Annotated in this window: 26 protein-coding genes and 1 pseudogene; 12 read left to right on the forward strand and 15 right to left on the reverse strand. The window is 43.8% G+C overall.

Annotated elements, in window-relative coordinates:
* Nucleotides 1–107 precede the first annotated feature (107 nt).
* The 5 genes from DYD21_RS13730 to DYD21_RS13750 form a co-directional block, all read right to left on the reverse strand.
* The gene (locus DYD21_RS13730) at nucleotides 108–968 is read right to left on the reverse strand and encodes a DUF5777 family beta-barrel protein (RefSeq protein WP_116037571.1); all 861 of its coding nucleotides are present in this window, start codon (nucleotides 966–968) and stop codon (nucleotides 108–110) included.
* 11 nt (nucleotides 969–979) lie between these two features.
* A complete protein-coding gene (locus tag DYD21_RS13735; RefSeq protein ID WP_158607294.1) occupies nucleotides 980–1561 on the reverse strand; it encodes a YceI family protein in 582 nt (193 codons plus the stop codon).
* Between the two features lie 62 nt (nucleotides 1562–1623).
* On the reverse strand, nucleotides 1624–2049 hold the full coding sequence (locus tag DYD21_RS13740) for a plastocyanin/azurin family copper-binding protein (RefSeq protein ID WP_116037573.1): 426 nt from the start codon (nucleotides 2047–2049) through the stop codon (nucleotides 1624–1626).
* 198 nt (nucleotides 2050–2247) lie between these two features.
* On the reverse strand, nucleotides 2248–2754 hold the full coding sequence (locus DYD21_RS13745; RefSeq protein ID WP_116037574.1) for an SRPBCC domain-containing protein: 507 nt from the start codon (nucleotides 2752–2754) through the stop codon (nucleotides 2248–2250).
* The gene (locus DYD21_RS13750; RefSeq protein WP_116037575.1) at nucleotides 2738–3085 is read right to left on the reverse strand and encodes a helix-turn-helix transcriptional regulator; all 348 of its coding nucleotides are present in this window, start codon (nucleotides 3083–3085) and stop codon (nucleotides 2738–2740) included. Before DYD21_RS13750 ends, DYD21_RS13745 begins: the two co-directional genes overlap by 17 nt.
* A gap of 250 nt (nucleotides 3086–3335) precedes the next feature.
* On the opposite strand from DYD21_RS13750, the gene DYD21_RS13755 reads away from it, so the two are divergent.
* The 5 genes from DYD21_RS13755 to DYD21_RS13775 all read left to right on the forward strand — a co-directional run bounded on the left by DYD21_RS13755 (nucleotide 3336) and on the right by DYD21_RS13775 (nucleotide 10522).
* Nucleotides 3336–3722: a hypothetical protein gene (locus DYD21_RS13755; protein ID WP_147303591.1), complete on the forward strand. Its 387-nt coding sequence runs from the start codon at nucleotides 3336–3338 to the stop codon at nucleotides 3720–3722.
* Nucleotides 3723–3932: 210 nt separating this feature from the next.
* Nucleotides 3933–5165: a TolC family protein gene (locus tag DYD21_RS13760; RefSeq protein WP_116037577.1), complete on the forward strand. Its 1233-nt coding sequence runs from the start codon at nucleotides 3933–3935 to the stop codon at nucleotides 5163–5165.
* A gap of 229 nt (nucleotides 5166–5394) precedes the next feature.
* The gene (locus tag DYD21_RS13765; protein WP_116037578.1) at nucleotides 5395–6906 is read left to right on the forward strand and encodes an efflux RND transporter periplasmic adaptor subunit; all 1512 of its coding nucleotides are present in this window, start codon (nucleotides 5395–5397) and stop codon (nucleotides 6904–6906) included.
* Between the two features lie 10 nt (nucleotides 6907–6916).
* Nucleotides 6917–10000, forward strand: coding sequence for an efflux RND transporter permease subunit (locus tag DYD21_RS13770; protein ID WP_116037579.1), 3084 nt, complete (start codon nucleotides 6917–6919; stop codon nucleotides 9998–10000).
* A 120-nt stretch (nucleotides 10001–10120) separates the two neighbouring features.
* Nucleotides 10121–10522: a nucleoside 2-deoxyribosyltransferase gene (locus DYD21_RS13775; RefSeq protein WP_116037580.1), complete on the forward strand. Its 402-nt coding sequence runs from the start codon at nucleotides 10121–10123 to the stop codon at nucleotides 10520–10522.
* Here DYD21_RS13775 and DYD21_RS13780 read toward each other — a convergent pair.
* Nucleotides 10512–11966 (reverse strand): PQQ-binding-like beta-propeller repeat protein, encoded by a 1455-nt coding sequence (locus tag DYD21_RS13780; RefSeq protein WP_147303592.1) that lies wholly within the window; start codon nucleotides 11964–11966, stop codon nucleotides 10512–10514. The two genes, DYD21_RS13775 and DYD21_RS13780, sit on opposite strands and share 11 nt — an antisense overlap.
* Before the next feature lie 172 nt (nucleotides 11967–12138).
* Between DYD21_RS13780 and DYD21_RS13785 the strand changes: the two genes are divergently transcribed.
* Nucleotides 12139–13206 (forward strand): calcium/sodium antiporter, encoded by a 1068-nt coding sequence (locus DYD21_RS13785; RefSeq protein ID WP_116037582.1) that lies wholly within the window; start codon nucleotides 12139–12141, stop codon nucleotides 13204–13206.
* Between the two features lie 120 nt (nucleotides 13207–13326).
* Here the strand turns inward: DYD21_RS13785 and DYD21_RS13790 are convergent, their stop codons facing one another.
* The 4 genes and pseudogenes from DYD21_RS13790 to DYD21_RS21520 all read right to left on the reverse strand — a co-directional run.
* Entirely contained in the window at nucleotides 13327–13968 is a 642-nt protein-coding gene (locus tag DYD21_RS13790) for a DUF2959 family protein (protein ID WP_147303593.1), read from the reverse strand.
* 243 nt (nucleotides 13969–14211) lie between these two features.
* Complete coding sequence (locus tag DYD21_RS13795) at nucleotides 14212–14865, reverse strand: AraC family transcriptional regulator (RefSeq protein ID WP_116037584.1); 654 nt, start codon at nucleotides 14863–14865, stop codon at nucleotides 14212–14214.
* 156 nt (nucleotides 14866–15021) lie between these two features.
* Nucleotides 15022–15375, reverse strand: a complete 354-nt coding sequence (locus tag DYD21_RS13800) for a hypothetical protein (protein ID WP_116037585.1) — start codon at nucleotides 15373–15375, stop codon at nucleotides 15022–15024.
* Nucleotides 15375–15491: pseudogene (locus DYD21_RS21520) on the reverse strand (cupin); the annotation flags it as partial. The gene DYD21_RS13800 and the pseudogene DYD21_RS21520, both read right to left, overlap by 1 nt.
* Nucleotides 15492–15972: 481 nt before the next feature.
* Between DYD21_RS21520 and DYD21_RS13810 the strand changes: the two are divergent.
* Both DYD21_RS13810 and DYD21_RS21115 read left to right on the forward strand, forming a co-directional pair.
* Nucleotides 15973–17082 carry an acyl-CoA desaturase gene (locus DYD21_RS13810; RefSeq protein WP_116037586.1) on the forward strand — a complete coding sequence of 370 codons (1110 nt, stop codon included), beginning with the start codon at nucleotides 15973–15975 and terminating at the stop codon, nucleotides 17080–17082.
* A gap of 42 nt (nucleotides 17083–17124) precedes the next feature.
* Nucleotides 17125–17271 carry a hypothetical protein gene (locus tag DYD21_RS21115; RefSeq protein ID WP_158607295.1) on the forward strand — a complete coding sequence of 49 codons (147 nt, stop codon included), beginning with the start codon at nucleotides 17125–17127 and terminating at the stop codon, nucleotides 17269–17271.
* 132 nt (nucleotides 17272–17403) lie between these two features.
* Here DYD21_RS21115 and DYD21_RS13815 read toward each other — a convergent pair whose 3' ends face one another.
* From DYD21_RS13815 to DYD21_RS13835, 5 genes are all read right to left on the reverse strand, one after another.
* Nucleotides 17404–17847 carry a hypothetical protein gene (locus DYD21_RS13815; RefSeq protein ID WP_116037587.1) on the reverse strand — a complete coding sequence of 148 codons (444 nt, stop codon included), beginning with the start codon at nucleotides 17845–17847 and terminating at the stop codon, nucleotides 17404–17406.
* A gap of 146 nt (nucleotides 17848–17993) precedes the next feature.
* Nucleotides 17994–18260 (reverse strand): YtxH domain-containing protein, encoded by a 267-nt coding sequence (locus DYD21_RS13820; protein WP_116037588.1) that lies wholly within the window; start codon nucleotides 18258–18260, stop codon nucleotides 17994–17996.
* Nucleotides 18261–18406: 146 nt separating this feature from the next.
* Nucleotides 18407–18565, reverse strand: coding sequence for a lmo0937 family membrane protein (locus tag DYD21_RS13825; protein ID WP_116037589.1), 159 nt, complete (start codon nucleotides 18563–18565; stop codon nucleotides 18407–18409).
* A gap of 24 nt (nucleotides 18566–18589) precedes the next feature.
* A complete protein-coding gene (locus DYD21_RS13830; protein WP_147303594.1) occupies nucleotides 18590–19051 on the reverse strand; it encodes a hypothetical protein in 462 nt (153 codons plus the stop codon).
* Between the two features lie 476 nt (nucleotides 19052–19527).
* The gene (locus DYD21_RS13835) at nucleotides 19528–20634 is read right to left on the reverse strand and encodes an AI-2E family transporter (protein ID WP_116037708.1); all 1107 of its coding nucleotides are present in this window, start codon (nucleotides 20632–20634) and stop codon (nucleotides 19528–19530) included.
* A gap of 226 nt (nucleotides 20635–20860) precedes the next feature.
* On the opposite strand from DYD21_RS13835, the gene DYD21_RS13840 reads away from it, so the two are divergent.
* The 4 genes from DYD21_RS13840 to DYD21_RS13855 all read left to right on the forward strand — a co-directional run bounded on the left by DYD21_RS13840 (nucleotide 20861) and on the right by DYD21_RS13855 (nucleotide 24123).
* Nucleotides 20861–21040, forward strand: a complete 180-nt coding sequence (locus tag DYD21_RS13840; protein ID WP_147303595.1) for a hypothetical protein — start codon at nucleotides 20861–20863, stop codon at nucleotides 21038–21040.
* A 283-nt stretch (nucleotides 21041–21323) separates the two neighbouring features.
* The gene (locus DYD21_RS13845) at nucleotides 21324–21962 is read left to right on the forward strand and encodes a hypothetical protein (protein WP_199535550.1); all 639 of its coding nucleotides are present in this window, start codon (nucleotides 21324–21326) and stop codon (nucleotides 21960–21962) included.
* Nucleotides 21963–22181: 219 nt separating this feature from the next.
* Nucleotides 22182–22640, forward strand: coding sequence for a PA2169 family four-helix-bundle protein (locus DYD21_RS13850; protein ID WP_116037592.1), 459 nt, complete (start codon nucleotides 22182–22184; stop codon nucleotides 22638–22640).
* Nucleotides 22641–22965: 325 nt separating this feature from the next.
* Nucleotides 22966–24123 carry a phosphatidylserine/phosphatidylglycerophosphate/cardiolipin synthase family protein gene (locus tag DYD21_RS13855; RefSeq protein WP_233505548.1) on the forward strand — a complete coding sequence of 386 codons (1158 nt, stop codon included), beginning with the start codon at nucleotides 22966–22968 and terminating at the stop codon, nucleotides 24121–24123.
* Nucleotides 24124–24353: the final 230 nt, after the last annotated feature.

Here is a 24353-nt window from a genome sequence, read left to right on the forward strand (position 1 = left end):
ACCAGCAGTCGATTTTTGGTTATTCCTTAATAAACGCATCTTCATACTAAACTCTACAGGAAAAAAACGATTGGGGTTGCCTTGAATCAGAGTTGAACTCATCCTAATTAACTTCCTAAACCGAAGATCCTGTGAATATTGAACCCAAAACGAAAATCTCCCTCCCAAAAACGATCCCGGTTAAATGCCATGATATATTGTTCGTTGTGCCATTGGGAACTGGCAAGGAATATCTGAAATATATGTCCCCCGGTATAGATGTTTAGTGCGATGGCTGCTGCATTATGTGTGCCCGGATTTCGATCACCCAGTATCGGCAGGTATTCACCGCTGATCGCGAAACGGTCATTCAGTTCATAGTTGAACAGAAGTCCGAGACCCAGCAACCTATTTAAATTTGCTCCGCTCGGACTATTGAAATAAGCTGCCATTGGTGTGATTTGAAGGCTTAAAGCCTCCATTTTTCTTGCAATCTTCAGAGATGTGAAATAGCTGAGCCGGTCAGAAAATTCCAGTCCAATTCCTGATGTGGTGTTAATTCCGGTTGAAATTTTAACTGCCAGATCAACAGGTGTGCTTCCGGTTTCGGTTTGACGAAGTAGGTTGATTTTACTATTTATATCTACAACTTTGTTAAAGGTCATCCTGCCCATCCCGACAGAAAATCTGTCGGTGATCCCATATTCAAGCCCGATGCGAGTATTTGCTCCATCATCCATGCCAAAAAACCGATCAATACCACCATTTATGAGGCCAAATGTGTGGATCACCGATGTATTCAAATTTTTAGACGGAACATTATCAACAGTACTTATTCCGATGTTGACCGGTGCCCAGAAGATATCTTCAACAGGCTGATCTGTATCAACCCGTTCTCGCTGTAGTTGTGCCTCTGCCGTGTAGCTGAAAGAGGTGCCGAGTATCAAAAACAAAAGATAAAATGTGAATCGGGTGAGTGACCGTATCATGGCGGTATGGGTTAGTTCGCGTTGCTGAAAAACTCATCTCTGTTATAAGACTGAAGAGTGGCTTCAATCAGAACCTGCTGTTCATCCGTTACCCTGTAGAAAAGAATGCCGGGCGGTTCAATGTCATAATCATCAAGTTGCAGGATCCACTCCGCCTTTAGCTGGACCGCACCACTCTGTAGCTGCATTTTACCTTCAATAGAAACTTCCCGGGTAACGCCATGGATGGTAAATTCACCGCTCACGACAACATTTTGCAGTTCAGTTGAATCTTCATCGAATGGTGAATGGATAGCCCCTGTAAATTCAGCGAAGGGATACTCATCAACGTTCAGAGTGCGATACATATCCCTGTCGCGACGGCTGATCCCAGTTTTGATCGTATTAAGGTCGAGGTAAAAATCAACTATGTTCTCCTGCAGATCAATGAATCCGGTTAGGTGTTCTGAGCTTCCCGTGAATGTGTGAAGAGGAACACTGGAGGTGAATTCAGCATACCCGGTTTCGGTATAATACACAGGCAGTTCAAAATTGTTGAGATCCCGGGTCAGGGCAAATTGAAAAAAAATGACGAAGTATATGAGATAGCGCACATCAGTTCCAGGTTTGAGATTGGTGATATGAGAGAGACTTGCCTAACCTCCGTAAGGAGAGATTAATCGCTTTCCACTACTGTTATTGTGCCTGCCATACCGGGGTGAGGGATACAGAAATAGTCGAAGGTGCCGGTATCAGTAAAGGTGAAAGAATAGGAATTACCGGGAGCGACATCACCGCTGTTAAAAAGTTCGTCATGTTCGCGATCAGATCCACTTGTTACGGTATGGACCATGTCACTGCTATTTTGCCAGGTTACGGTTGTGCCTGCGTCAACTTCAAGATTTGATGGACTAAATGATTGTCCGACCATTTGAATTACAGCTTCATCAGAGGAATCGCCGTTATCATTTATATCTGGGCCGGTTGATGTATCATCTCCGCATGAAGTAATAAAAAAAGCGGCTAAAAATAATGCAGTAAGGAAAGCCGGTATGCGCAAACGAAACTTTCCATCAGAGGGAATGAATTGGATTGAATGCATATGAATTCTGTGTTTTTATGGATTTGAAATTTGAACGATATCTATTAATCCATACAGAACACAGAGATAAAAGGTTGCCTGGGGCCGAAAAGTAAAATGCCCGGTCTTGAAATTAAGATCGGGCATGTAAATGGTGTTCCACAGCTTTTTCTTGAGTTTGAATTCTCAAGAGAAGTTTGATACTCTGATTTTACATATTCAGGACTCTTGAATGTCTTCCAGATGCTCTTCAAGACGATCCCAGGTTTCGGTAAATCCTTCAATCATTCCCATCTCAACCAGTTTTTCAACCTCTTCTTTTGATCCAACTTTAGAAATGACTGTGATTTTTGTTTTAGAATCAACTGAATCAAAGGTAATAACAGTATCAAATGCGGGCATTTCTGTATTGATATTGCCATCTTTGTCTGAGAAATAATCCTGGTAAATAATTTTTTCAGGCTCATCGATCTTTTTGAACTTTGCTAATCCCCAGGATTCATCTCCATCATTGGGCCCGCTCATGCAATAATGCCAGGTTCCGCCCGGTTTGAAATCAATCTGGCAGTACGATAACGGCCAGGATCTGGGCCCCCACCAGTTGATCAGGTGTTCACAGGTGGAATAGGTCTCAAATACAAGTTTTCGGGGCGCATTAAAAACACGGGTAAAAATGATTTCGCGTTCTTTGGTTTCTACGGTTTGATGTTTAATCGTTTCCTTCATTTTTCTCCTTTGTTTGTATTTTTTTCAGGTAGTCATCCAGCCGGTCAAAACTCGCCTCCCAGAATTTACGGTATTCACTAATCCACTCATCAACGTCTTTCAGTGGCTGCGGATGAAGACGGCAGGGCCGGTACTGAGCTTCGCGGCTTCGTTCAATCAGGTTGGCCCGTTCCAGAACCTTCAGGTGTTTAGTAACCGCAGGCATCGTCATTTCGAACGGTTCGGCAAGTTCTGATACGGTTTTTTCCCCTGAGGTCAGGCTGGCCAGAATGGCCCGTCGCGTTGGATCTGCAAGAGCTTGAAATGTGGTACTGAGTTGATCGGCTGACATATTTATACGTAACTTATTCATTATTTAACTGAATGGTAAAATAATTATAAATCAGATAAATGCAATGTGAATTATATTGACAGTACAAGGCCTGGTCATATGGGGTATGAATGTTTCGCGCACCAGTGAGCGGGTGCACTCGAACAGATTTTTAAAAACTTAAGTTCTGATCCTGATTGATTAGATGTTCTGCTTATACAAATCCTATACCGTGTTTTTTAGCAGATTTCTGATTAAGTTGAGGGCACACATGAACAAAAGAACTCTTCAAATACCGATCATTACGATTTTGTTTTGTTACCTGGCACTAACCCAGGTTTATCGCTTCGTTCATGTGCATGCTGTTGAAACGGCAGATGGGTTTCAGATCGAGTGGAGTCTGCACAACGTACTGCATCCCCACGATCACGATTTTGGTGAAGATGACCATCAGCAGGAGGTTGATCACCTCATCGGTGACTGGGATCATCTCCATTCAATACAAATGGATCCCCCTTCTTTTCAGGCAGATAAATGGAGCATCAGTCTCACTCCAGATCAGTTTCCACAAACTCTCTATGTAGAACCCAGGACCGGCCCGCCGCCGCTGGCTCCAATTCTGTCACCCTCCACTTACCGCGGCCCGCCTCTTAGTTAATCAAACCGGTAATTTAGACCGAATAGGGATCTCTGTGTCTTCTTCATAAGGTTCCTTGCCAAAGCCTGAATTTTCTCAATTTGTCAACTTTTAAGAAGACCTCCAAGGTTTCAAAAACCCTGGAGGTCTGGACCTGATTTGAAGTACATGTTGAATTAAATTCAATCAGCCATAAACGTTTATGTTTAAAATCATACGAATTCACCACTTATGAAATCATTTCTACTAACCTTACTGATGCTGTTTTTGGTCAATGCGCCAGTTCTCCCGGGCCAATCGATACAAGTTTCACTCGACGATGTTGAACAATTTGCTGAGAAACACAGTCCGGAGTGGGAGCAATTCAATCATCGCCTGGAATTTATGGTTCAGGGTGAAAATGCGGATGCAGTCAGACTAAACCCTGAACTGCATTACGATCTCGAATATCTGAATTCCGATCCGCGGTCCGAAAGGGAGCATTTTGCTTTCATTGAACAGGAACTCCGCACGCCAAGCCACTTTAGAAATTTGCGTCAATATCGCGACCAGCGAGTTGAAGCGATAAATAAGGAGATTAAATCCTCAAAATCGAAGTGGCTTGCAGACATGCGTTTCGGATTTATCAGGATTGTGCTTATCAAGGAACAACTTTCCGGACTTGAACAACTTCAGCGCCTGCCGGATCACTTTATGGAGGCGCTGGAGCTTCGTTCACAGGAGGGGGAAACTTCATTGATTGAAGAGCAGCTTCTGAAAATGAGCCGGTATCAGCTTCAGAGTTTGATCAGGGAGCTTGAGCTTTCTCTGGAACAACAGAAATCGGAATGGCTGATCAGAATGGGGATTGATAATGATCAACATGTAGAATTTGTAGGCTCGTTCAGCGACCCGGAAATCACGATTCCGGGAAAAGAAGAGCTGATGGTTTTGCTGGATCAGGCTCCGGAGCGACAGGCCACTGATCTTGCCCGGCAGAGCGCCCGGCAGTCGATTGATCTTGAAGAGAGCCGCCGCTGGCCCTCATTTAGTGTTCGGGCTGGTTATAAAACGCTGAACCCTGATTTTCATGGGTTCATGGCCGGAGTCTCAATTCCCATCCCGCTGCTGAACCGTAATCGTCCCGCCATTGAACAGGCCCGAGCACAGGAGCGAATGTCTGCACTCACATACTCGGCAACGGTAGATCGTCAGAACCGGCAGCTCAATCAGGCCTGGGATGCGCTTTACTCGATTCGATCCGGTCTTAACGAACTTCCGGAGGAAACTGCCGGAACTGACAATTTTATCAACACCCTCACTGTGGCATATGAGGAGGGGGAGCAATCTCTGAATGATGTTCTGAACACCCTGAATATGATGGCCGACACCCATCGCACAAAATTCAGCCAGCTTGAACAAGCCTATGAGCAGGTCATGATAATTGAGGCAGTAACCGGGAGGTCAGTTTTGATGGCGTATTAATCTTTAGACCTGAGTTTTATGAGTAAAATAAATTTAGAAAAAAGTCTCCCCTAACAAGGGGCTCATTCTTTGAACACGCAGCGTAAGCGTAGTGAAATTTAGAGGGGTGTTCATTTGTATTTTCGACATTCTGATGAACATCCCCCTCAATCCCCCTTTGCTAAGGGGGACTCTTACGTTCAAGATTTAACAATCGAATCCATTTACCACCACAAAACGATACAATCAAATGAAAACACAGATCCGGATACTCACCTTAGTTGCAAGTTCATTGCTGCTTTTTGCAGCATGCGGGGAGCATGATCATCATGACCACAACGGAGATCACTCTCACGACAACGATCATGATCATGAATACCATCGTATAACGGTGTGGGAGGAAAACCGCGAGTGGATGGTGAAATTCGAACTTCACGAAAATTCGGGCCGAATTGAAGGTCATCTCTACGCTACCGAGAATTCCTCAGCAGTTCACAATGTCTCCGGAACTCTCCGTTTCGAGCATGATGAAACTGTCGAAAATGAAGCGGAGATTGAGCACGTATCAGGCGGAAAGTATGAATTTGAACTCTTCTTCGGCGACAGCGATACTCCAAATCTGGTTGCTGAACTTACTGCCGGTGGGGAAACCTTCAGGATTGATTTTGGAGAGACCGACCGATATGCCGGCCACCCGCACTCACCGGCTGACGAAGTGGTTGAGTTTGAAAAAGAGCGTCAGTGGCTTCTCGATTTTACGACGGAAGCCGCAGAATACAGGGCAATTCCTGAACTGGTCTCTGCCATCGGCCGGGCTGTACCCGATCTGAATCATGTAATGGAGGTCATCTCCCCGGTTGACGGGCATATCGACCCGGATGATCTCGCCATCCTGCCGGTTGCAGGCGAGCGTGTGGGCCGCGGCGATCTGATTACCGCCATTTCCCCGCCACTGACGGCCGAAAACTCATGGGTTCAAAAGCGGCTTGCTTATATTCAGGCACAGGAAGCCTACGAGCGTGCCCAGAGATTGATTGAAAATAATGCGATTTCATACCGGGAATACCAGCTACGGGAGCGGGAGTATGAGGCACGCCGGGCAGGGTATGAACACTTTATCGGCCACGGGGAAAACGGTACAACACATATTATTGATGATAACGATCATCTCTATCTGAAAGCATCGAAAGACGGGGTTATCAGCCGGGTCTACGTGACACCCGGTCGGCAGATCAGCAGCGGTGATCCAATCCTCTCTCTCTACAACCCCGATTATCTGTGGCTTGAGCTTACCGGCTATAGCGATGATTTTGAACAACTTACTGAGATTCACGGCATCGAATTGAAAACGGGGCGAGATCAGCACGTTACCCTCGATGAGAATCAGATTTCACTGATTAGCCGTGACGAACAAAGTGACATTACCGGCACCAGAAGCATGGTCGTCATTTCAACTGTTAACAGGGACAAAAAGTTAAAAGCGAACCAGCCCGTTCAGGCGAAAATTATGACAGGCAGCGGAGAAGCCGGGGTTACAGTTCCGGCTAACGCACTGTTTGATGAAGAATCCCATTTCGTGGTGTTTGTGCAGCACTCGGGAGATCAGTTTGAGCGGCGGGTAGTGAGGCCCGGTGCCCGGTACGACGGGTATGTGACCATCACGGAAGGATTATCGGAAGGTGAACGGGTGGTGACAGAGGGAGTGTATCCCCTGCACCTCGCGACAGGAAACGCAGAAATCGGTCACGGACACAGTCACTAATTATATTTATATGTTAGACTCAATCATACAAACAAGTATTCGTGAACGGCTGGTTGTAATTGTGGCAGCTGTGATTCTGGTGATATCAGGTTTTTTCCTGACCAGAGATATGGCCGTGGATGTACTTCCAGATGTGTCGGCCCCGGTTGTTACCGTACTGACCGAAGCGCCGGGTCTGCCGCCGGAAGAGGTTGAACAGATGATCTCCTACCCGGTGGAGACAGTACTGATCGGCTCGGAAGGGGTGCGAAGGGTAACCTCAAACTCAATCCAGGGGTTTTCATCCGTTCAGGTTGAATTTGACTGGGACGTGGACGTTCCACGGGCACGGCAAATTGTAAATGAACAGCTTCAGGGCATCGGCGATCAGCTGCCGGGTCAATCCGGCACGCCGTTCCTGGCTCCGGTAACCTCCATTATGGGTGAGATCATGCTGGCCGGTTTCACGTCGGAAACCACACCGATAATGGACCTCCGAACAGATGTGGATTTCATCGTTCGCCGTGAGCTGCTCGCCATGCCGGGCGTAGCAGCCGTTTCAGTTTATGGCGGAGATCGGCAACAATTCACCATCGAACCCGACCCGGAACGAATGGAGATGCTGGGCATCAGCCTGAATGGGTTGATGGATGCCGCGAGGGAATCATCGGCCGGAATTTCAGGCGGATTTCTGAATCACTCCGGCAAAGCGTATACAATCCGCGGATTTGGCCGTGCCTCCGGCATTGAGGAAATTGGTCAATCCGTGGTGAGCCAAACAGAAAATGGTCTGCCCGTTTTACTTCAGGATGTGGCCGGGCTTTCGGTGAAACCCGCCCCGCGCATCGGGGATGCTTCCATCAACGCTGAGCCGGGAATTGTGCTGGTGATCAGCAAACAGCCGGACGCGAATACGATTGAGCTGACCCGTCAGATTGAAGAGAGGCTTAATGAACTGGCCGGATCACTGCCCGATGATGTAACCGTTCATCCGGATCTGTTTCAGCAGGCGCACTTTATCAACGTGGCGATCGGTAATGTAACCAAGGCGCTGCTGATCAGTGGGTTTTTAGTTGTTTTCATTCTCTTCATCTTTCTGAATAACTGGCGCGCCACGGTGATTTCACTTGTGGCGATCCCGATGTCGGTAATTCTCTCACTGCTGGTTCTATGGTACGGCGGATTTACCTTCAACACCATGACCCTCGGCGGCATCGCCATCGCCATCGGGGTTCTGGTGGATGATGCGATCGTCTTTGTTGAAAATGTATTTCGACGGCTGCAGGAGAACAACGTGCAGGATGAGTCAGACAGGGAGAGTTTTCTGGCCATTGTTGCGGATGCCTCGTCGGAAATCAAAGGACCGATTGTGCTGGCAAACTTTGCCATCGTGGTTGTATTTTTGCCGTTTCTTTTTCTGACCGGGCTCGAAGGCCGTCTGCTGATGCCTCTTGGAGTTGCTTATGTGACAACCATCATCGCATCCCTGCTGGTGGCGCTGATCGTTACTCCGGCCATGAGCGCCTGGCTGTTGGTGGACAGTGGAAATCAACCAAATGAGAAAAGCAGGCTTACACGTTTTCTCGAAAACAGCTATCAGCCGATCCTTGAATTTTGTTTCAGATGGAGAAAAGCTGTTTTGATCGTCGTACTACTACTTTTTGCAGTTAGTGTTGCGCTGATACCGGGCATCGGCCGATCATTTCTGCCGGAGTTTAATGAAGGTACCCTGAATGTTGGTATGACAACCCTGCCCGGCACCTCTCTCGAGGAGTCGAACAAACTGGGGCTAAAACTCGAGGAGATGCTGCTTGATCACCCCGCCGTGATTTCCACGGGACGACGCGTAGGACGCGCACAAATGGACGAGCACACCATGGGAACTCACGCCCATGAGATTGAAGTTCGGCTTGACGAGAATGGTTATGAAAGCATGAGCGAACTGATGGATGAACTTCGTCATTCGCTCGAACTACTGCCCGGGGCAGGAATTTCGCTGGATCAGCCGATCACCCACCGGATCGATCACATGCTCACCGGGGTGCGGACCAACCTGGCTGTAAAGGTATACGGACCGGACCGGACTCGTCTTCAGTCAATTAGCAGGCAGGTGGAATCGGTGTTGAGAAGTGAGGAGAACGCCCAGGATATCCTCACCGAAGAACAGAGAGATATCCCGCAGCTGCAGATCCTCCCCGATCGGTCATCCCTCGCCATGCACGGCCTCTCGATGGGCCGGTTTGCCGAACTGGTGGAAACGGCATTTGGCGGCGTGGTTGTCGATCAGATTTATCGTGATCCTGCCGTATTTGACCTGGTTGTGCGATACAGCGAAAGCCACCGGGAGAGCCCGGATGCGGTGAAACGTACCCCCATTGAGCTCCCGTCCGGCGCGTTTATCCGGGTCAGTGATGTTGCGGATGTTCGGGTCAGTAACGCCCCCGAAACCATCACCCGGGAGAACGCAAGCCGGATGATGGTGACCCAGGCCAATATTACCGGGGGAGATCTTCGGGGAACCGTGGACCGGCTGCGTCAGTCAGTGAATGAGGAGATCGATCTTTCCGGCGGCTACGTGATTGCCTTTGAGGGGCAGTTTCAGCAGGAAGAGGAGGCCAGCCGTGTTATTCTGTTAGTCAGCCTGCTGTCAATGATTCTGATTTTTCTGGCTCTCTTTATCGAATTCCGGTCTGCGAAACAGTCCCTTCTCATACTGCTGAACCTTCCACTGGCACTGATGGGAGGCATCGTGGTGGTTTACCTGGGCGGCGGAATACTCAGTATCGCGGGGTTGATCGGGTTCATTACCCTGTTCGGAATCGCCGTACGTAACGGAATTATCCTGATCGCCCGGTATAACGACCTGATCGCAAAGCAGACCATGACCATCCGTGAAGCTGTCATTGAAGGTTCGATGAACCGGCTGCAACCGATTCTGATGACGGTAGTGACCACGGCGCTTGCGCTCATTCCGCTGGTTCTTGCGGCAAATCAGCCCGGAAATGAGATCCAGGGGCCGATGGCGACAGTCATCCTTGGCGGGTTGATATCAGCAACGGCCCTCAACATGATCGTGGTTCCGCTGCTGTTCGACTGGTATTTCAGGGAGAGGTGAAAAATCAGCTCCAAATACCACATACAGATGGATCAATAGCGAATTGATCCTCCGGCCAACCCGTAAAAAAATGTCTATTTTTAGATGAATTGAATTCAATCAAATCCAACACCGCAAAACATGAACATTTACTTCTCAGGTTCCATCAGGGGAGGGCGCCAGGATGCCGAACTCTACAAACAGCTCATAGAGCATTTGAAACAATACGGCACTGTACTTACTGAGCATATCGGTTATGAAAACATCAGCCATTCCAAAACCGATCGTGAAATTCACGATGAGGATATGGCGTGGCTGCGGGAGTCGGATATCGTGATAGCCGAGGTAACCACGCCTTCACTTGGCGTGGGTTACGAAATCGGCCGGGCGGTTGAGATGGAAAAAAGAATAGTATGCCTGTACCGGAATATTGATGGCAGTAAGGTGTCAGCGATGTTAAAAGGTTCACCTAATTTCCAATGCAAGAGCTACCAAACCATCGAAGAGGCAAAAACAATTTTATCTGGATTCATCAGTGAGTAAATCCGTATACCTTACCATCCAGCCCTCCGAAAAAGACTTTTCCATTTGATATAACAGGTGAAGAAACCACACCGTAAATATCAATGTCTTCTGTCTTTTCCCACATAAATCGCCATTTTTCATCACCAGTAAGGCGATCAACGGCAAAGAATCCGCCCCGGTGATCAATGCCGTAGTTTGCATTTCCAAACGTGCCGCTGTAAACGGTGCTTTCGGTTACCGCAGGGGTTGTCCAGGGTGAGCCTCCCAGATCTGCGCTCCACAAAAGTTCTCCGGTATCTGCATCAAACGATTTCAGGAGCTGATCGTCGGATGAACCAATAAACAGCCGGCCGTCATTAATGGACCCCGAGGATTCTATCCATGATCCCCAGTGATAGTAGCTCCAGGCTTCTTTTCCGGTTGAAGCATCCAGTGCAAAAAGGTCTGCACTCCGGCTGCCGATCATAATCTTTCCGTTTCCATATACCGGAGACGATACAATCATCTGTCCTGTGTTGAATTTCCATTTCAATGTGCCGGTTTCAGCATCAACGGCATACAGGTGATGGTCGTAACTGCCGAAGAAAACTATCTCTTCTGCCACAGCCGGGATGGATTGGATAGGCCCTTCGGTTTTAAAACGCCACATTTCATCACCTGAATATTCATCAATAGCGAAAAGGTGGCCGTCCGCACTTCCCACATAAACAATGCCGTTCGAAATGGCGGCTGCCGAAGCCATGCTGTCGTAACCCGGGGATTCATCATTTGGGAGTTTTCGCTGCCACTCTTGTCCGCAGGTGTCAAACTTCCAGGTGGGAATGCCATTTTCTTTGCTGAGCTTATAGAGAGTTCCGTTATCCGAAAGAATATAAACGTGGTTTTCATGAACCAGGGGACGCGAAAAAATCTCAGCGCCGGTATGGAATTTCCACTTCAAATCACCGGATGATTGAGAAAGTGCGTAGAGAGTTCCGTCCCTGCTTCCGATATACACAACTTCATCATCCGCTGATGCATCACCCCAGATGGCACCGTCGGTCTGAAATGTCCAGTCCGGTGCTGCTGTTGACTGGCTGCTAACCGGTTCTTTTGCTTCCGGAAGTTTTGAAACCGGGAAGAGTTCAAAACGCAGGCCCCTGGCAGAATTGGGAAAACTGCCGGTAAGCCGCTGACTATCTGAATCAACTGTAAACTGAATGGATCCGGCTGTGAAATGCGAACTTTCCCGGTTTATGGCTCCAACCGGTCGTTCAGGAAAGGGGATTACCGGCATGTAGGTGAATGCAGCCAGGTGATTATCGTCATCATAGCGGAAATCGAGATAAAACTCTGTTGTCTGATTTTGATAGATCAGCTCACCGCCCCAGGTTCCGGGTGTCAATTGACTGTTTTGAGAGGATTGGGAAAAAAGAGCAAATGGCAGAAAAAGTATAAAAGCGTGAAGTATGATCGTTTTCAATAGGTTTCCTTGCTATGTTATTCTGTAAATCATTGGCATAAATATGATTACAATGTATGGCAGTTACGCCCGGATCCATGAAAAGGTTTCGGATTGTATTTACTTATTAATTTCGGATATTCCTTTCCGGCTTGTCAACATCTTAATTTAAACGAACGTAATCCTTCTTTTTGTGACCTTTGTCCTATTTTTAGCGGGCCTTCTTTTGCTGATAGCCGGTGCCGAACTGCTTGTGAAAGGAGCATCCGGAATTGCTCTGACATTCAGAATTTCCCCGCTTGTTGTCGGGCTGACCGTTGTTTCATTTGGAACCAGTGCCCCGGAGCTGGCAGTGGGAATTCAATCGTCGCTGACCGGGAATGAGGGAATCACATTCGGAACAGTTGTTGGCAGCAACATTTTCAATATACTCTTCATCCTTGGTGTTTCGGCATTGATTCTGCCTCTTTCGGTCTCCAGAAAGCTTCTTCGCCTGGACGTACCATTTATGATCTTTCTCTCTGTTCTTTTATTGATGTTATCAATGAATGGGGTACTGAGTCGGGTTGAGGGTATTGTATTAACGGCGGCACTGATCGGCTATACTTTCTTTTTGATAAGCAATAGTCGCGGAAAACGTGAAACAGAATTCGCTGAACCCGGTGAGACTCCTGTTAAAGATAAAGGATGGGTTCTAAATATCAGTATGGTTGCGGGCGGGCTTGGAATACTGCTGGCAGGTTCCGGCTGGTTTCTGGATGGAGCTGTGGAAATTGCCCGACTAGCCGGACTCAGTGAAGCCATTATCGGGTTAACTATTGTTGCCGCAGGCACGTCAATGCCGGAAGTGGTTACCTCGGTTATGGCCGCCATTCGCGGAGAGCGTGAGATTGCCGTGGGTAATGTGGTTGGCAGCAATATCTTCAATATTCTGGGTGTATTGGGTATTTCAGCAATGTTTGCAGCCGATGGCCTTAATGTTTCAGAACCGATGATCAGGTTCGATATACCGGTGATGATTGCCGCAGCGCTGGCCTGCCTGCCGATCTTTTTTACGGGCGGAGTGATAAGCCGGGGCGAAGGTCTTCTCTTTTTGGGGTTCTACACGGCCTATACATTCTATCTAATTCTGGCAGCCACTCAACACGATTCACTTCCGGTGTTCAGTGCCGTGATGTTGTGGTTTGTGATACCTTTCACGGTCATCATACTGGCCATTGTCGTCTATCAGCAGATCATTTCTGAAAAGAGAAAATTGTGAGGATATACCCATCCATTTTACAGCCACTTAATCCAAAAAAAAAGCAGTCTCAAAATAATCTGAGTCTGCCTTTCGGTACACAACTTTTTCCAACACTATTGTTTTCAAGGTAAACGAACCCTAATCCCGTCTCATTTCTCTGCGGGCATCTTCAATTGCAGACTGCAGGTTTTGCAATTCTCTTTTCAATTGAGATCCATTATTCACGACATTATCAGCTATGGGTGTGATTGAATCTATTCCATCGCTGGTTAAATCATTCGATAAAAACTCTTCGATTTCGTTCACATCAGAGACATACGTTTTGAAGGCCTCTTTTACACCCACATTACGCTGGGCAATCTTGTCGTAGGTATTGCCTAGTTCTGCACGCCGTTCTTCGCTTCGGGCCTGGATTTCAGGATTATCGTACTGATTACCGTTTTTATCCCACTCTTCAAAATAGGCTTTTCCGCTGGCTTCCATCTGGTCTGCATGTCTTGCAAACCCTTGTTCCATTTTTTTAATTTTGGATGCTTCATCAGAGTAAAGGTCAAATGCTTTCTTCCTATCTGCCTGACCCGGTTTGGTCAGTTCATCAAGGGAGGAATTTATAGCATCGAGCTGCACAACAATTTCCTTGATATTATTGTCCACTGTTTCCATTGAGGATTGAACGTCCTCAGACCGCTGCATGCCTGTAGAAGAACAGGCTGATATCGCAAAGACCGCTGCTAAACCTATTAGCAAAAAAGTATTTCCAGATGTTATTAATTTTTTCATGATCGTTTATTTTAGTTCCCACAACTTGCGGGACAGATGTGAAATAATTATCACGCTTAAATATCATCATAGATAAGGTAAAAACCCTTACATGCAGCTATCAAAGCTTTACATAGATTACTGTATTGGCGGAAAAAACCGGGATTGAGGCGAGGCGTTTTTAAAAGTGTACTCTTTTTCCTGTATGATTTTTACCAGGGAAACAGAATGGAACCGGATGTAATACGGTCTCCTGATCTCACATTAATGACTCGTACGTGCGGCATCCGAATTTGGAGATTTGATATAATCTTCTGAAATTTCCAATCGTTCTTTTTTCAAACGCTCAAAATAGTGAGGCGTTAGTCCTGTTGTCTTTTTAAATTGAGCGACCAGGTAATCCTTATTTTTGTAGTTGAGTATCTCTGCAATTTCCTCGAGTGTCTTATCTTCGTAGAGCATAAGCTCCTTTGCCCGTTCTATTTTTTGGAGAATAATAAATTGCAATACCGACATCCCTTTTACATCCGAAAAGATTTTTAAAATAGATTCATTTCCCGAAACGGTCTGTTTACTGATAAGATCCCTGAAATTTAGTTTAGGCAACGTATCTGAATAATGAATGACTTCAACAATGGTTTGTATGATTCGGTCAATCAGCATGCTGTCTTTTTCATCGAGCAATATTAAACCAGACTTTGCCAGGCTTGTTTTTAAATTCTGAAACCGTTCTTCTGAAATTTCTTCCAGACATTCGATAGCTCCATGAACTGAAATGCTGCACGTCAGATCCTGTTCAGTTAACACTGATTTCAAAGCCAGTTTATCACGCAGGCAAACCATATATTTCACATACAGTTTTGGCCTGTTAGATTCTGAATCCTTGGTATTATTACTGTTTAACGTTGAGCCAAACATATATAACTTCTAATTTTAATTATGTTTTAAATTCAGATGATTAATCTGTCAGGTTCCCCCACCTGATGTTAAAAAAAAGGATGACAGGCTCTCAAATTCTGCCACCCTTTTTGCTCTCGGTATAAAAAGTTATTACAAGGCACTTTATAAACTCCATTATATCCATTCATCCCTTTGTAGCTTACGAAGCCGTATCATCATTATTTCTGAAGTCAGCATTTTACTTGTTTTGTAGTCTCGAACTTTTTCATCACTCAAATCATCATTTGTGATATTTTTTGTTTTGAATATTTTATGGGCATACATCAGGGATTTTTTTTCACCGGCATTATTCCCATTTAAATACAGTTTTTCTGCATTTCTGTAATGACCAATAAACGTTTGAATGTAAATTTTATGCTGAACCCTGTTAATAAAACTGTCGTAATCCACCATTACTCTGCGGCATTCATCCTGATCAATACGATCCAGAGTTGTTAAAACCTTATCCATACCAGTTGATGTATACATTAGCTTACCTCCTCATATCCACTTTTTATAACGGTTGAAATCATTTTAAATCTATTGTTTGCTTTGATTGAATGTCGTAAATGAGCCGGAATACAAATCGACTGCCCGGTGGTTAATTGATTTTTCTCTATCTCAGATGAGGCTGTTACTTTATTCGTCCCTGGTTTCATTTGGTTACGGTTTGTAGAGCATTAGTTTCCTGAATGTAAAATAAGTGTTACACCTTTTTAAGTAGCTCCAAGATCAGTATTCTTTCGCTTTATAGTATTACAAGCAAGGAAATCATTATTGCATAATTTACGGGTTACGCAAATTTTTAGTTGTTGATGATGCAGGTATCGAATGATTTCGGTTTAAGAATGATATCGTTATGTGCCTCGTATGATAACTTTATGGGTGATTAACCGTCGACACAATACAAGCCTGTTGTCAAAAAAAATTTGATATAATGTGTATTCCATCTGTCAGATAATAAAAATAATGCCCGACCAATCCTTAAAAGATGGAAGATGTGTAATGCCAGGCAAAAAAATATGTAACCTGCTTCCGCTATCAAGTGGGTACTTTTTATATGTAAATAAAGAAAACTGGTAAATTATGGCAAAAGTCGAAAAAGTTACGTTTAACAATCGCACAAGTCGCGAATTTAGTAAAACGGTTAAAAGCAGGGTAGATCATTATTTTGAGGAGAACAATCTCTCGCGGCATGCAAACGCGCAGATGATTATGAAGACCGTAATTATGCTCACACTGTTCCTGGGTTCGTATGCCCTGATTATTTCGGGCCAGTTTTCTTTAGGTTTGATGTGGTTCCTGACCTTTGTGATGGGAGTTGCGGCAGCAGGGATCGGATTTTCCATATCGCATGATGCCCTGCATGGAGCCTACTCTTCAAACAATACGGTGAACCGCACGCTGGGCTTTACCTTCGATATGCTCGGGGCAAACGGATATATCTGGAAGATTACCCATAACATTATTCATCATACCTACACCAACATTCACGGGCACGATGAGGATCTTGAAGTGGCAGGGTTTATCCGGCTCTCCCCACATTCCGAACATAAAATGATTCACCGGGTTCAGCATGTTCTGGCCTTTTTTGCCTACAGTCTTGCAATGGTTTTCTGGGTTTTTGTCAAAGACTATAAAAATTTTCTAAAACCGAATATAGGGCCGTACAACAGCAAAAATCACCCGGTGAGTGAATGGATTATCCTGTTTGTGACCAAGGCGGCATTCTACACCTATATGCTCGTTTTGCCCATGCTTCTGCTCGATATTTCCTGGATTCATCTTCTGATAGGATTTTTAACACTGCATTTAACGGCAGGGCTGATTGTCGGGATTATATTTCAGCTTGCCCATGTGGTTGAGGAGACAGACCATCCCTTGCCCGATGAAGAGAATATGATCGATGAGCACTGGATGATCCATGAAATGGTAACCACGAACAATTTTGCCCGCGATAACAAGGCGCTCTGCTGGTTTGTAGGAGGACTCAATTTTCAGATTGAACACCATCTTTTCCCAAAAGTGTGCAGTGTTCACTACCCGGCCATCAGTCCGATTGTTGAGAAGACTGCAAACGAGTTTAACATCCCATACAATCATCACGAGACATTTTTTGAAGCGGTTTCTTCACACTATCGAACCCTTAAGAAATTTGGTGATCCGGAGTTTACCTACACTGAAGCGAGGGCTTGAGAGGTACAGCATTTCGATAGGTATCGGTATCATACAAAAGTCATGCCGCACTCCGATGCGGCATCCCCCATTCTTGCCCAAATAGTAAACTCATCCATTGGCAAGCTCATTCCGGTTACGCAGAAGGGAGATCGCGGATCAGAGTCCGCGATGACGTTGGGAGGATTTCAGGGATTAGCTTCTCAATAACGCACGATGTTCAGGAGCGTGATATCAAAAAAAAAAGGTCCCTCTCCGCCACCTGTTGGGGGGCAATCAGGCAAAAGGCAGAAAGGGACTCTTCTCTGATGCTAAAATATCTCGCATCAAGTAAGCCTCGAATTATAAAATAAGGAGTAAAAGAACAATTAAGAGAGCCGTTCCAACACCAATAGTTATGGTTCGATTGGCTTGTTCTATATATTCCTGGGAGAAACTGGAGAAATCATCCAGATCTTCATCTGCGATTTCGTCAAAACCATCCAGTCCGTTTAACTCATTCACTTTTTCGGTTATGCCAAGCTTATAAGATTCGAGACTGGCGATTTCATCATCTGTAAGAGATACCCGCGATTCTATTCGATCAATGACGGTAATTATTTTATTGAACGATTCATTTAGAACAGCTCTCTTTTCGGCGGTATCCTCTGTTCCATGAACTACTTGGACAGTTTCATTAAAATGCTTTTTAAAAGTCTCTGAAATATTTGATGTTTGTGCTAAAGAGGCTGTTTGAAATGCACAAACCATAAGCAGAGAAGCGAGTATGGTATATAATGTTTTCATAAGTGTAGTGGTTTTGAATTATTGGTTTTTGACGCTATGCACATATGTGTGGGTGATTGAAATTCGTTGAGCAACAAGGGAGGTGAGTTTTTGCTCTTTAAAAAATCGTTCACCCGCACAAATCAACACAGGGACTGACTTTTTTACTAATTAACCATTGCCTTGACTTCTTTTGCATTTGCTTTGGCTTTTTTGCTAAGACGCTTTGTTTCATCTTCTAGTGTTTCAAAGGAATGGGAAATCGAGTCGGACAGATCATCAAAATTATCCTGCAGATAATCTTTGTAGTTATGTCCTTTCTTCGCAAGGTTTCTTCTTGTTTTATACCCTTTATCAGGCGCAATTAACGTTCCTGCAATAACTCCTGCAGCTGCGGCACATAAAGTGGAAATAATGATGGATGAAATTTTCATAATATTTTTCCTTTTAATTTTAAGGGGTGAAAAAATGCTTCATTACATTGAAGTTTATAATGCTGATTTTTTAAAATGGATTGATTTCAGGCCATTAAGTGAATTCACTTAACTGGCCCGAATTCAACACTTTGATTTTATTAGGGCTAAGCTACTCTGCCTCTGCCCTGGATTACCTGAAATATGACCGCAATTACGGCTATAACCAGTAGAATATGGATAATGCCACCGGCACTGTAGCCTATAAACCCGACTAACCAGGCGATTACTAATACTACGGCAACGATATATAATAGATTTCCCATGATACTTTGAGTTTTAGATTAAGGTTATTCTCTGGTTGTTGTGGTGACGCCATCAGATGAAAAGAAGTCATCTAAGGAATCACCAAGATCATCCATTCTGTCGCTGAAACTGTCTTTGAAATCTTCCCAGTTGTCACGATCAGAAGCACGATAATTGTCTAATTCACGATTAAGCTCACGCTGGGTTTCTTCATGTTCGTCAAGCTTTGTTTGAAGCCTGTCTCTGACTTCACCATCAGATTCATTTCTTATTTGTTGATCTATATCGCTTGTGGTTCTGTTGAATTCCCTGAAACGTTCCGCGTTTTCCACTCTGTATACACGGACTTCTTCAACCATTTCACCTGAAGCGATTTCTGAGTCACGATCTGATTGAATTGCCGAAGTTTCTCCATTCTGCATATCATTGGATGGCCTGTCACAACCTGACAAAATTAATGCTGCGAAGAGTACGACGGTTGATATTATTCCTATTGAGTACTTCATATATGTTTTGGTTTTATTTTTCGTTCTGATTTTACACTTTTCAAGCTGGGATTCTGTTATGAAATCCGAAATACGTTTTAGTGCATGTTTTTTTAAAAATTAGTTAACCGTGTATTAAAACTCTTTTTTGCGATAAGCATACTAACTGCATCAAACACTTCAACTTCCGGTAATTCAATAATTTTCTGCCTGCTATTTGCAGAAGCAGGCATTAAGTAATGAATACAATTGCAATGTGGGATAAATAAAGCCGAAGTACGTTATAAGGAGGCGATAAGGAGTTATACATTTGACAGGTATTGGGATATCACCACCGTATGATACCTGATTTTGGGCATAGGAAAGCAGAAGCAGGCACTTAATATGGCAAACGGCAATGCAATCATCCCGTTTTAAGATCTCCTGATCTTTACAGCTTGCATGATTTAAATCGTATATAATAAAACTCATCAGAGGATGATTTGAAAATGTCCTCGTTACGCTTCCTGGCGTTTACTCTCTTTATAGTCAATAATATTACCCAGGATATATCCATAGGGTTCAAGTTCCTGGACCTGGGAAAAGCCAACACGTAGAATTCCTATCAGCGGTATGAATAAAATCATTCCGGCAATTCCCCATAATTCAGCACCTATTAACAGTACTATAATAGCGACGAACGGGTTGATTGAAACCCTGGATCCTACAATCTTCGGAGTAAGTACACTGCTTTCAATAAGCTGAACAGTGCTGAAGACAATAACCACAAGCAGAGGAAGCCAAAATGTTTCACCAAAAAGGAAAGCATAGATAAGAGCAGGAAGCGCGCCGAGTATGGAGCCTACAAGTGGTATGATAGTTAAAAATGAGGCGAAAACAGCAAAAAAGATGGCATGATCTAAACCAATGATAAACAGGCCTACGGCATTGAGTACAGCCATAATTCCAATGACAGTAAAAAGGCCCACCAAATAGTTTTGGGTTACTCTCTGCACTCTTTTTATAACGATATGAATATCTGAATTACGACTTTTTGAAAATGTTTTTTCAAGAAAGGTTTTATACATCTCTTTATAGTAGAGCATAAAAAAGATGAAGATTGGCAATAAACCCAGGAAAATAAGAGTGCCCATTGTAGCATCAGCCAGGGAACTCATAAATTCGCCGCCGGTTTCAAACAGGGTTTCTAATCCACCTTTAAGGTACTCTGTTTGCCTGTCTACAGAAATCCCGGTGATTCCCTCTATGAAATGAATGCCTGAGTAGGAAGTACCTATAAATTCATCTGCAAAATCTGCCAAACTATCAGAAAACTGGATAATCTGAATTGTAATCAATGTAATTAACCCGGCCAGAAAAATTGTGATTAATAAAAGGGCCAATAGAATACTCATCGAACGATTCATTTTCCATGTTTCAAATCGCTTAATAACAGGGCTTAATAACATGGAGAAGAGAGCGGCAAAAGCCAATGGCATCAGAATAAATCTACCATAACTCATAATGAGGACTACCAGGCATAAGCCAAATAGAATTAAAGGGGCTTTTAACCAGAAGGGATAGGGTTGAATTTTTTGGAGACGTAGATTTTTCTTCTTTAACATATATAGCTGATCATCTGGTGAGTCTTTAAATAACAAAAGTACGGCTGATTAACCGCTGATACCCATTACATATTTTCTGCCGGTGGCTTACATATTTGCCATAAATGGAGAGCGTAATCAGAAAGCAGTAAATCATGTAATCTAAAATGAGCGATCTGTAATGCTATTCACGCCTCAATTGGTCAGATTTATGGAGAAACATTGTTTAAGCAATAAATCAACCGATATGATAAAGAACAAAAGAGGTAATTCGGCCAATCAGCCTGAAAAATCCAGCGACAAGGAAAAAGATGACGATCCGGACAAAAGAGAACCGGATCCGGATGATCAAAATGAAGAAACAGGACCACCGATTAAGGAGATGCCAGATAAAAGCCAGCCTCAGCGAGATAAAGGGCAGAATTGAGGAACAGATAGATACTAAATGACGTGGCGCTGCTTAATGTGAACATGGAAACCGTACCACGTTAAATAAATGAACTTAAAAACCAGGTAAAAATCATGAGTAAACTCTTTAAAGGTGCACTTGCAGGATATGGAGCTATGAAATTAGGCGGCGGCTGTTTTGGAACCGTACTCGTCTTTGTCGCTATCTGGCTGCTGCTTGGAATGTGCATGTAGTGTAAGTTTTGCGCGTAAAATCTTTCTTAAATAAAACGAAATAAAAATAATAATTAAACCAAACTATCATGGATCGTATAAATAATCAAAATGGTGATAGAAAAAATCGAAATAATGATAACAAGGATTTAAATCCTAAAAATAAAAATATAAACAACGATAATGGAAATCTAAACGATAGTAACAAAGCACCAGAAAAGGACATGTTAACCGGTATGTTTCGTGACCGGAGAAGTACGGAAAATGCCTACAATTCAATGCATGACCGAGGATATACCGAGGATGAGATCAACCTGGTAATGTCTAAAAAAACACATGAAAAATACTTTTCAGACGACAAAGAGGAGACTGAGCTGGGTAATAAAGCTGCAGCCGGATCTGGTGCCGGATCAGCAATTGGAGGTACTGTGGGGGCCATTACAGGAATCGTGGCGGCAGTTGGAACAAGTATTGTCATACCAGGACTTGGACTTGTAGTGGCCGGACCTATAGCAGCTGGTTTAGCCGGTGCGGGAGCCGGTGGAATTGCTGGCGGAATTATTGGAGCCCTGGTAGGATGGGGAATACCCAAAGAGCGTGCAAAACTATATGAATCAGGTATTCAGGACGGCCATATTGTGATGGGTGTAAAGCCCAGAAATGATGAAGATGCTGAATACTTTGAAAAAAACTGGCAAGAAAATAATGCCAGTGAAGTTCACAGGTAGGAATTAAAAAAAAAGGATGAGGGCATAAAACCCAAGTCCTTTTTTTGAATAACAAAACAGCATTGAGTCTCCAATACAATATTATGTACTTATCCAATGAGTTTTTATTGGAAAAATGGATTGATTCATCATTTATAGATAACTCATCCGATGACAGTTTAAGATTGTACATATTTGACACTGCACAGGAAAGCGTAAATCTTATAAATAAAAAAGAGAATGAAAAATGAGAAAGCTATTGAAGTATTACACACTCTTGTAGAAATTAACAGCGACAGAATTGATGGTTACGAAAAGGCTTCAGAAAACACAGAAGAGAGAGTTTTAAAAGATCTATTTTTAACGTTTGAACATACCAGTGAGAAAAGTCTGGGTGAGTTAAATGATAAGATCTTAAAATTGGGTGGAAGAGTCACGAAAGGCCCAACTACATCTGGTAAATTCTTCAGAACCTGGATAGATTTTAAATTTGCTCTGACTGGGAAGGATACGAGAGCAATTCTCAACTCATGTGATTATGGTGAGGAGAATGCTGTTGAAGTCTACAATAACGTATTGAGTGACAAATCAAAATATTTAAATCATCTTCAGCAAGAGATGATAATGTCACAGCTCATTCAACTTAAGGCTGATCAAAGTACCATTAAATCGATGCAGAATAATCTGACAGAAGCGTAATCGTTTTGATCAAAAAAATTATTGCAGCACGTTTTTCCTTATCAAATATTTCAATCCTGTACATGAATTGTCTGGGGTGTTATGTTTATAAATATATGTATGACAAAGGCAGAGCACCAGTGGTATCAAATCAAAAGAGTTGAATTCAGTGTGATGTTTTCTATTTTAGTATGCTGGTGCCTTTGATGTGATCACAGAAGAGTACCGAAAAAAATTTCATGATTATAGAATCTACTGTCAACACGATTGGTTTAATTTCCAATAATACATTTCTTCCGTTAGTTATATGCCACACTCATTGAAACGCAGAGGGGTAAACACAGGTTTGAATTCTTCATTTGATTATTACAAAGATCTGCTCGAACAAACACTCGGTATTCCGTTTACCTCGGACAATAGCATTGAGGTGTTGAAAAATGGCGACATGATTTTCCCTGCCATGCTAAAGGCGATTGATCAGTCAAAGGAGAGGATTGAGTTTCTTACCTTCGTCTATTGGACTGGCAACATCGCTCATAAATTCGCAAATGCACTGGCCAATAAGGCGGAAGAAGGCCTTGAGGTGAATGTGATCCTGGATAGTGTTGGAGCTGCAAAAATGCCGGAGGAACTCCTTGAATTGATGAAGAAGAGCGGGGTGCAGGTAGAACATTTTCGTCCATTGAAGAATTGGAAGTTCTGGAAGATGGATAACCGGACACATCGAAAAGTGCTCATTTGTGACGGTGAAATTGCGTTCACCGGAGGAGTTGGAATTGCCGGTGAGTGGGAGGGAGATGCCAGAAATAAAGATGAATGGAGAGATACGCATTTTCTCATCAAAGGACCGGCAGTGTTTGGCCTTCACGCTGCATTCTTGGAAAACTGGATAGAAGCGGGGCGACCGCTCAAACTTGATTACACGATTCAAGGAGAGGCTGATACAGATCAAAATGTAGCTGTGCAGGTCATTCGCACATCAGCATCAGTCCGGTGGAGTGATATTGTGATGCTATACCAGGTATTGATTAAGATGGCACAAGAAAGCATCCGCATTACAACCGCCTATTTTAATCCGAACCCGATAATCCTTGATTTGCTTAAAGAAGCGGCTGACCGTGGGGTGAAAATCCAGATCATGGTACCGGGTGAGACGACTGACGAGGAAATAGCAAAAGTTGCAGGAGATAAGTCTTTCGACACATTGCTGGATGCCGGAATTGATCTGTATTACTATCAAAAAACGATGCTACATGCCAAAATCATCACTATAGATGGGTGTTTAAGCTGTATCGGATCGGCGAATTTCAATCATCGGTCTATGCTAAAAGATGATGAGATCAATGTTGTTATCCTTGATGAGCAGGTAACCGGAGAGCTGGTTGATCATTTTGAGGAAGATCTTGAACAGTGTGAAAAAATAGAAATGGGACGGTGGAAGGAGCGAGGTCTTATGAAAAGAGCCACAGAAAAAGTAACCCATCTATTTGATCAACAGATCTGACTGGGATTCATCAATTGATATAGGAAGCGCATTCTCATCAGTGAAATTCAACAAACAGTCAACTGAAGTGTAGTTCGAAAAAAATGAGTCACACAAAATTATAGTAAGATTTAGTGTGACTCACTATTGACAGAGAGATATTATCCCATACTTTCTAAAAAATAGAAAATGAATTTGGTATAATCGAACGGCAGAAAATTATTGAATTCCTCTCCTTTCCGTACAATTTA

The sequence above is a fragment of the Rhodohalobacter sp. SW132 genome (assembly GCF_003390325.1).
Taxonomy (GTDB): Bacteria; Bacteroidota; Rhodothermia; order Balneolales; family Balneolaceae; genus SW132.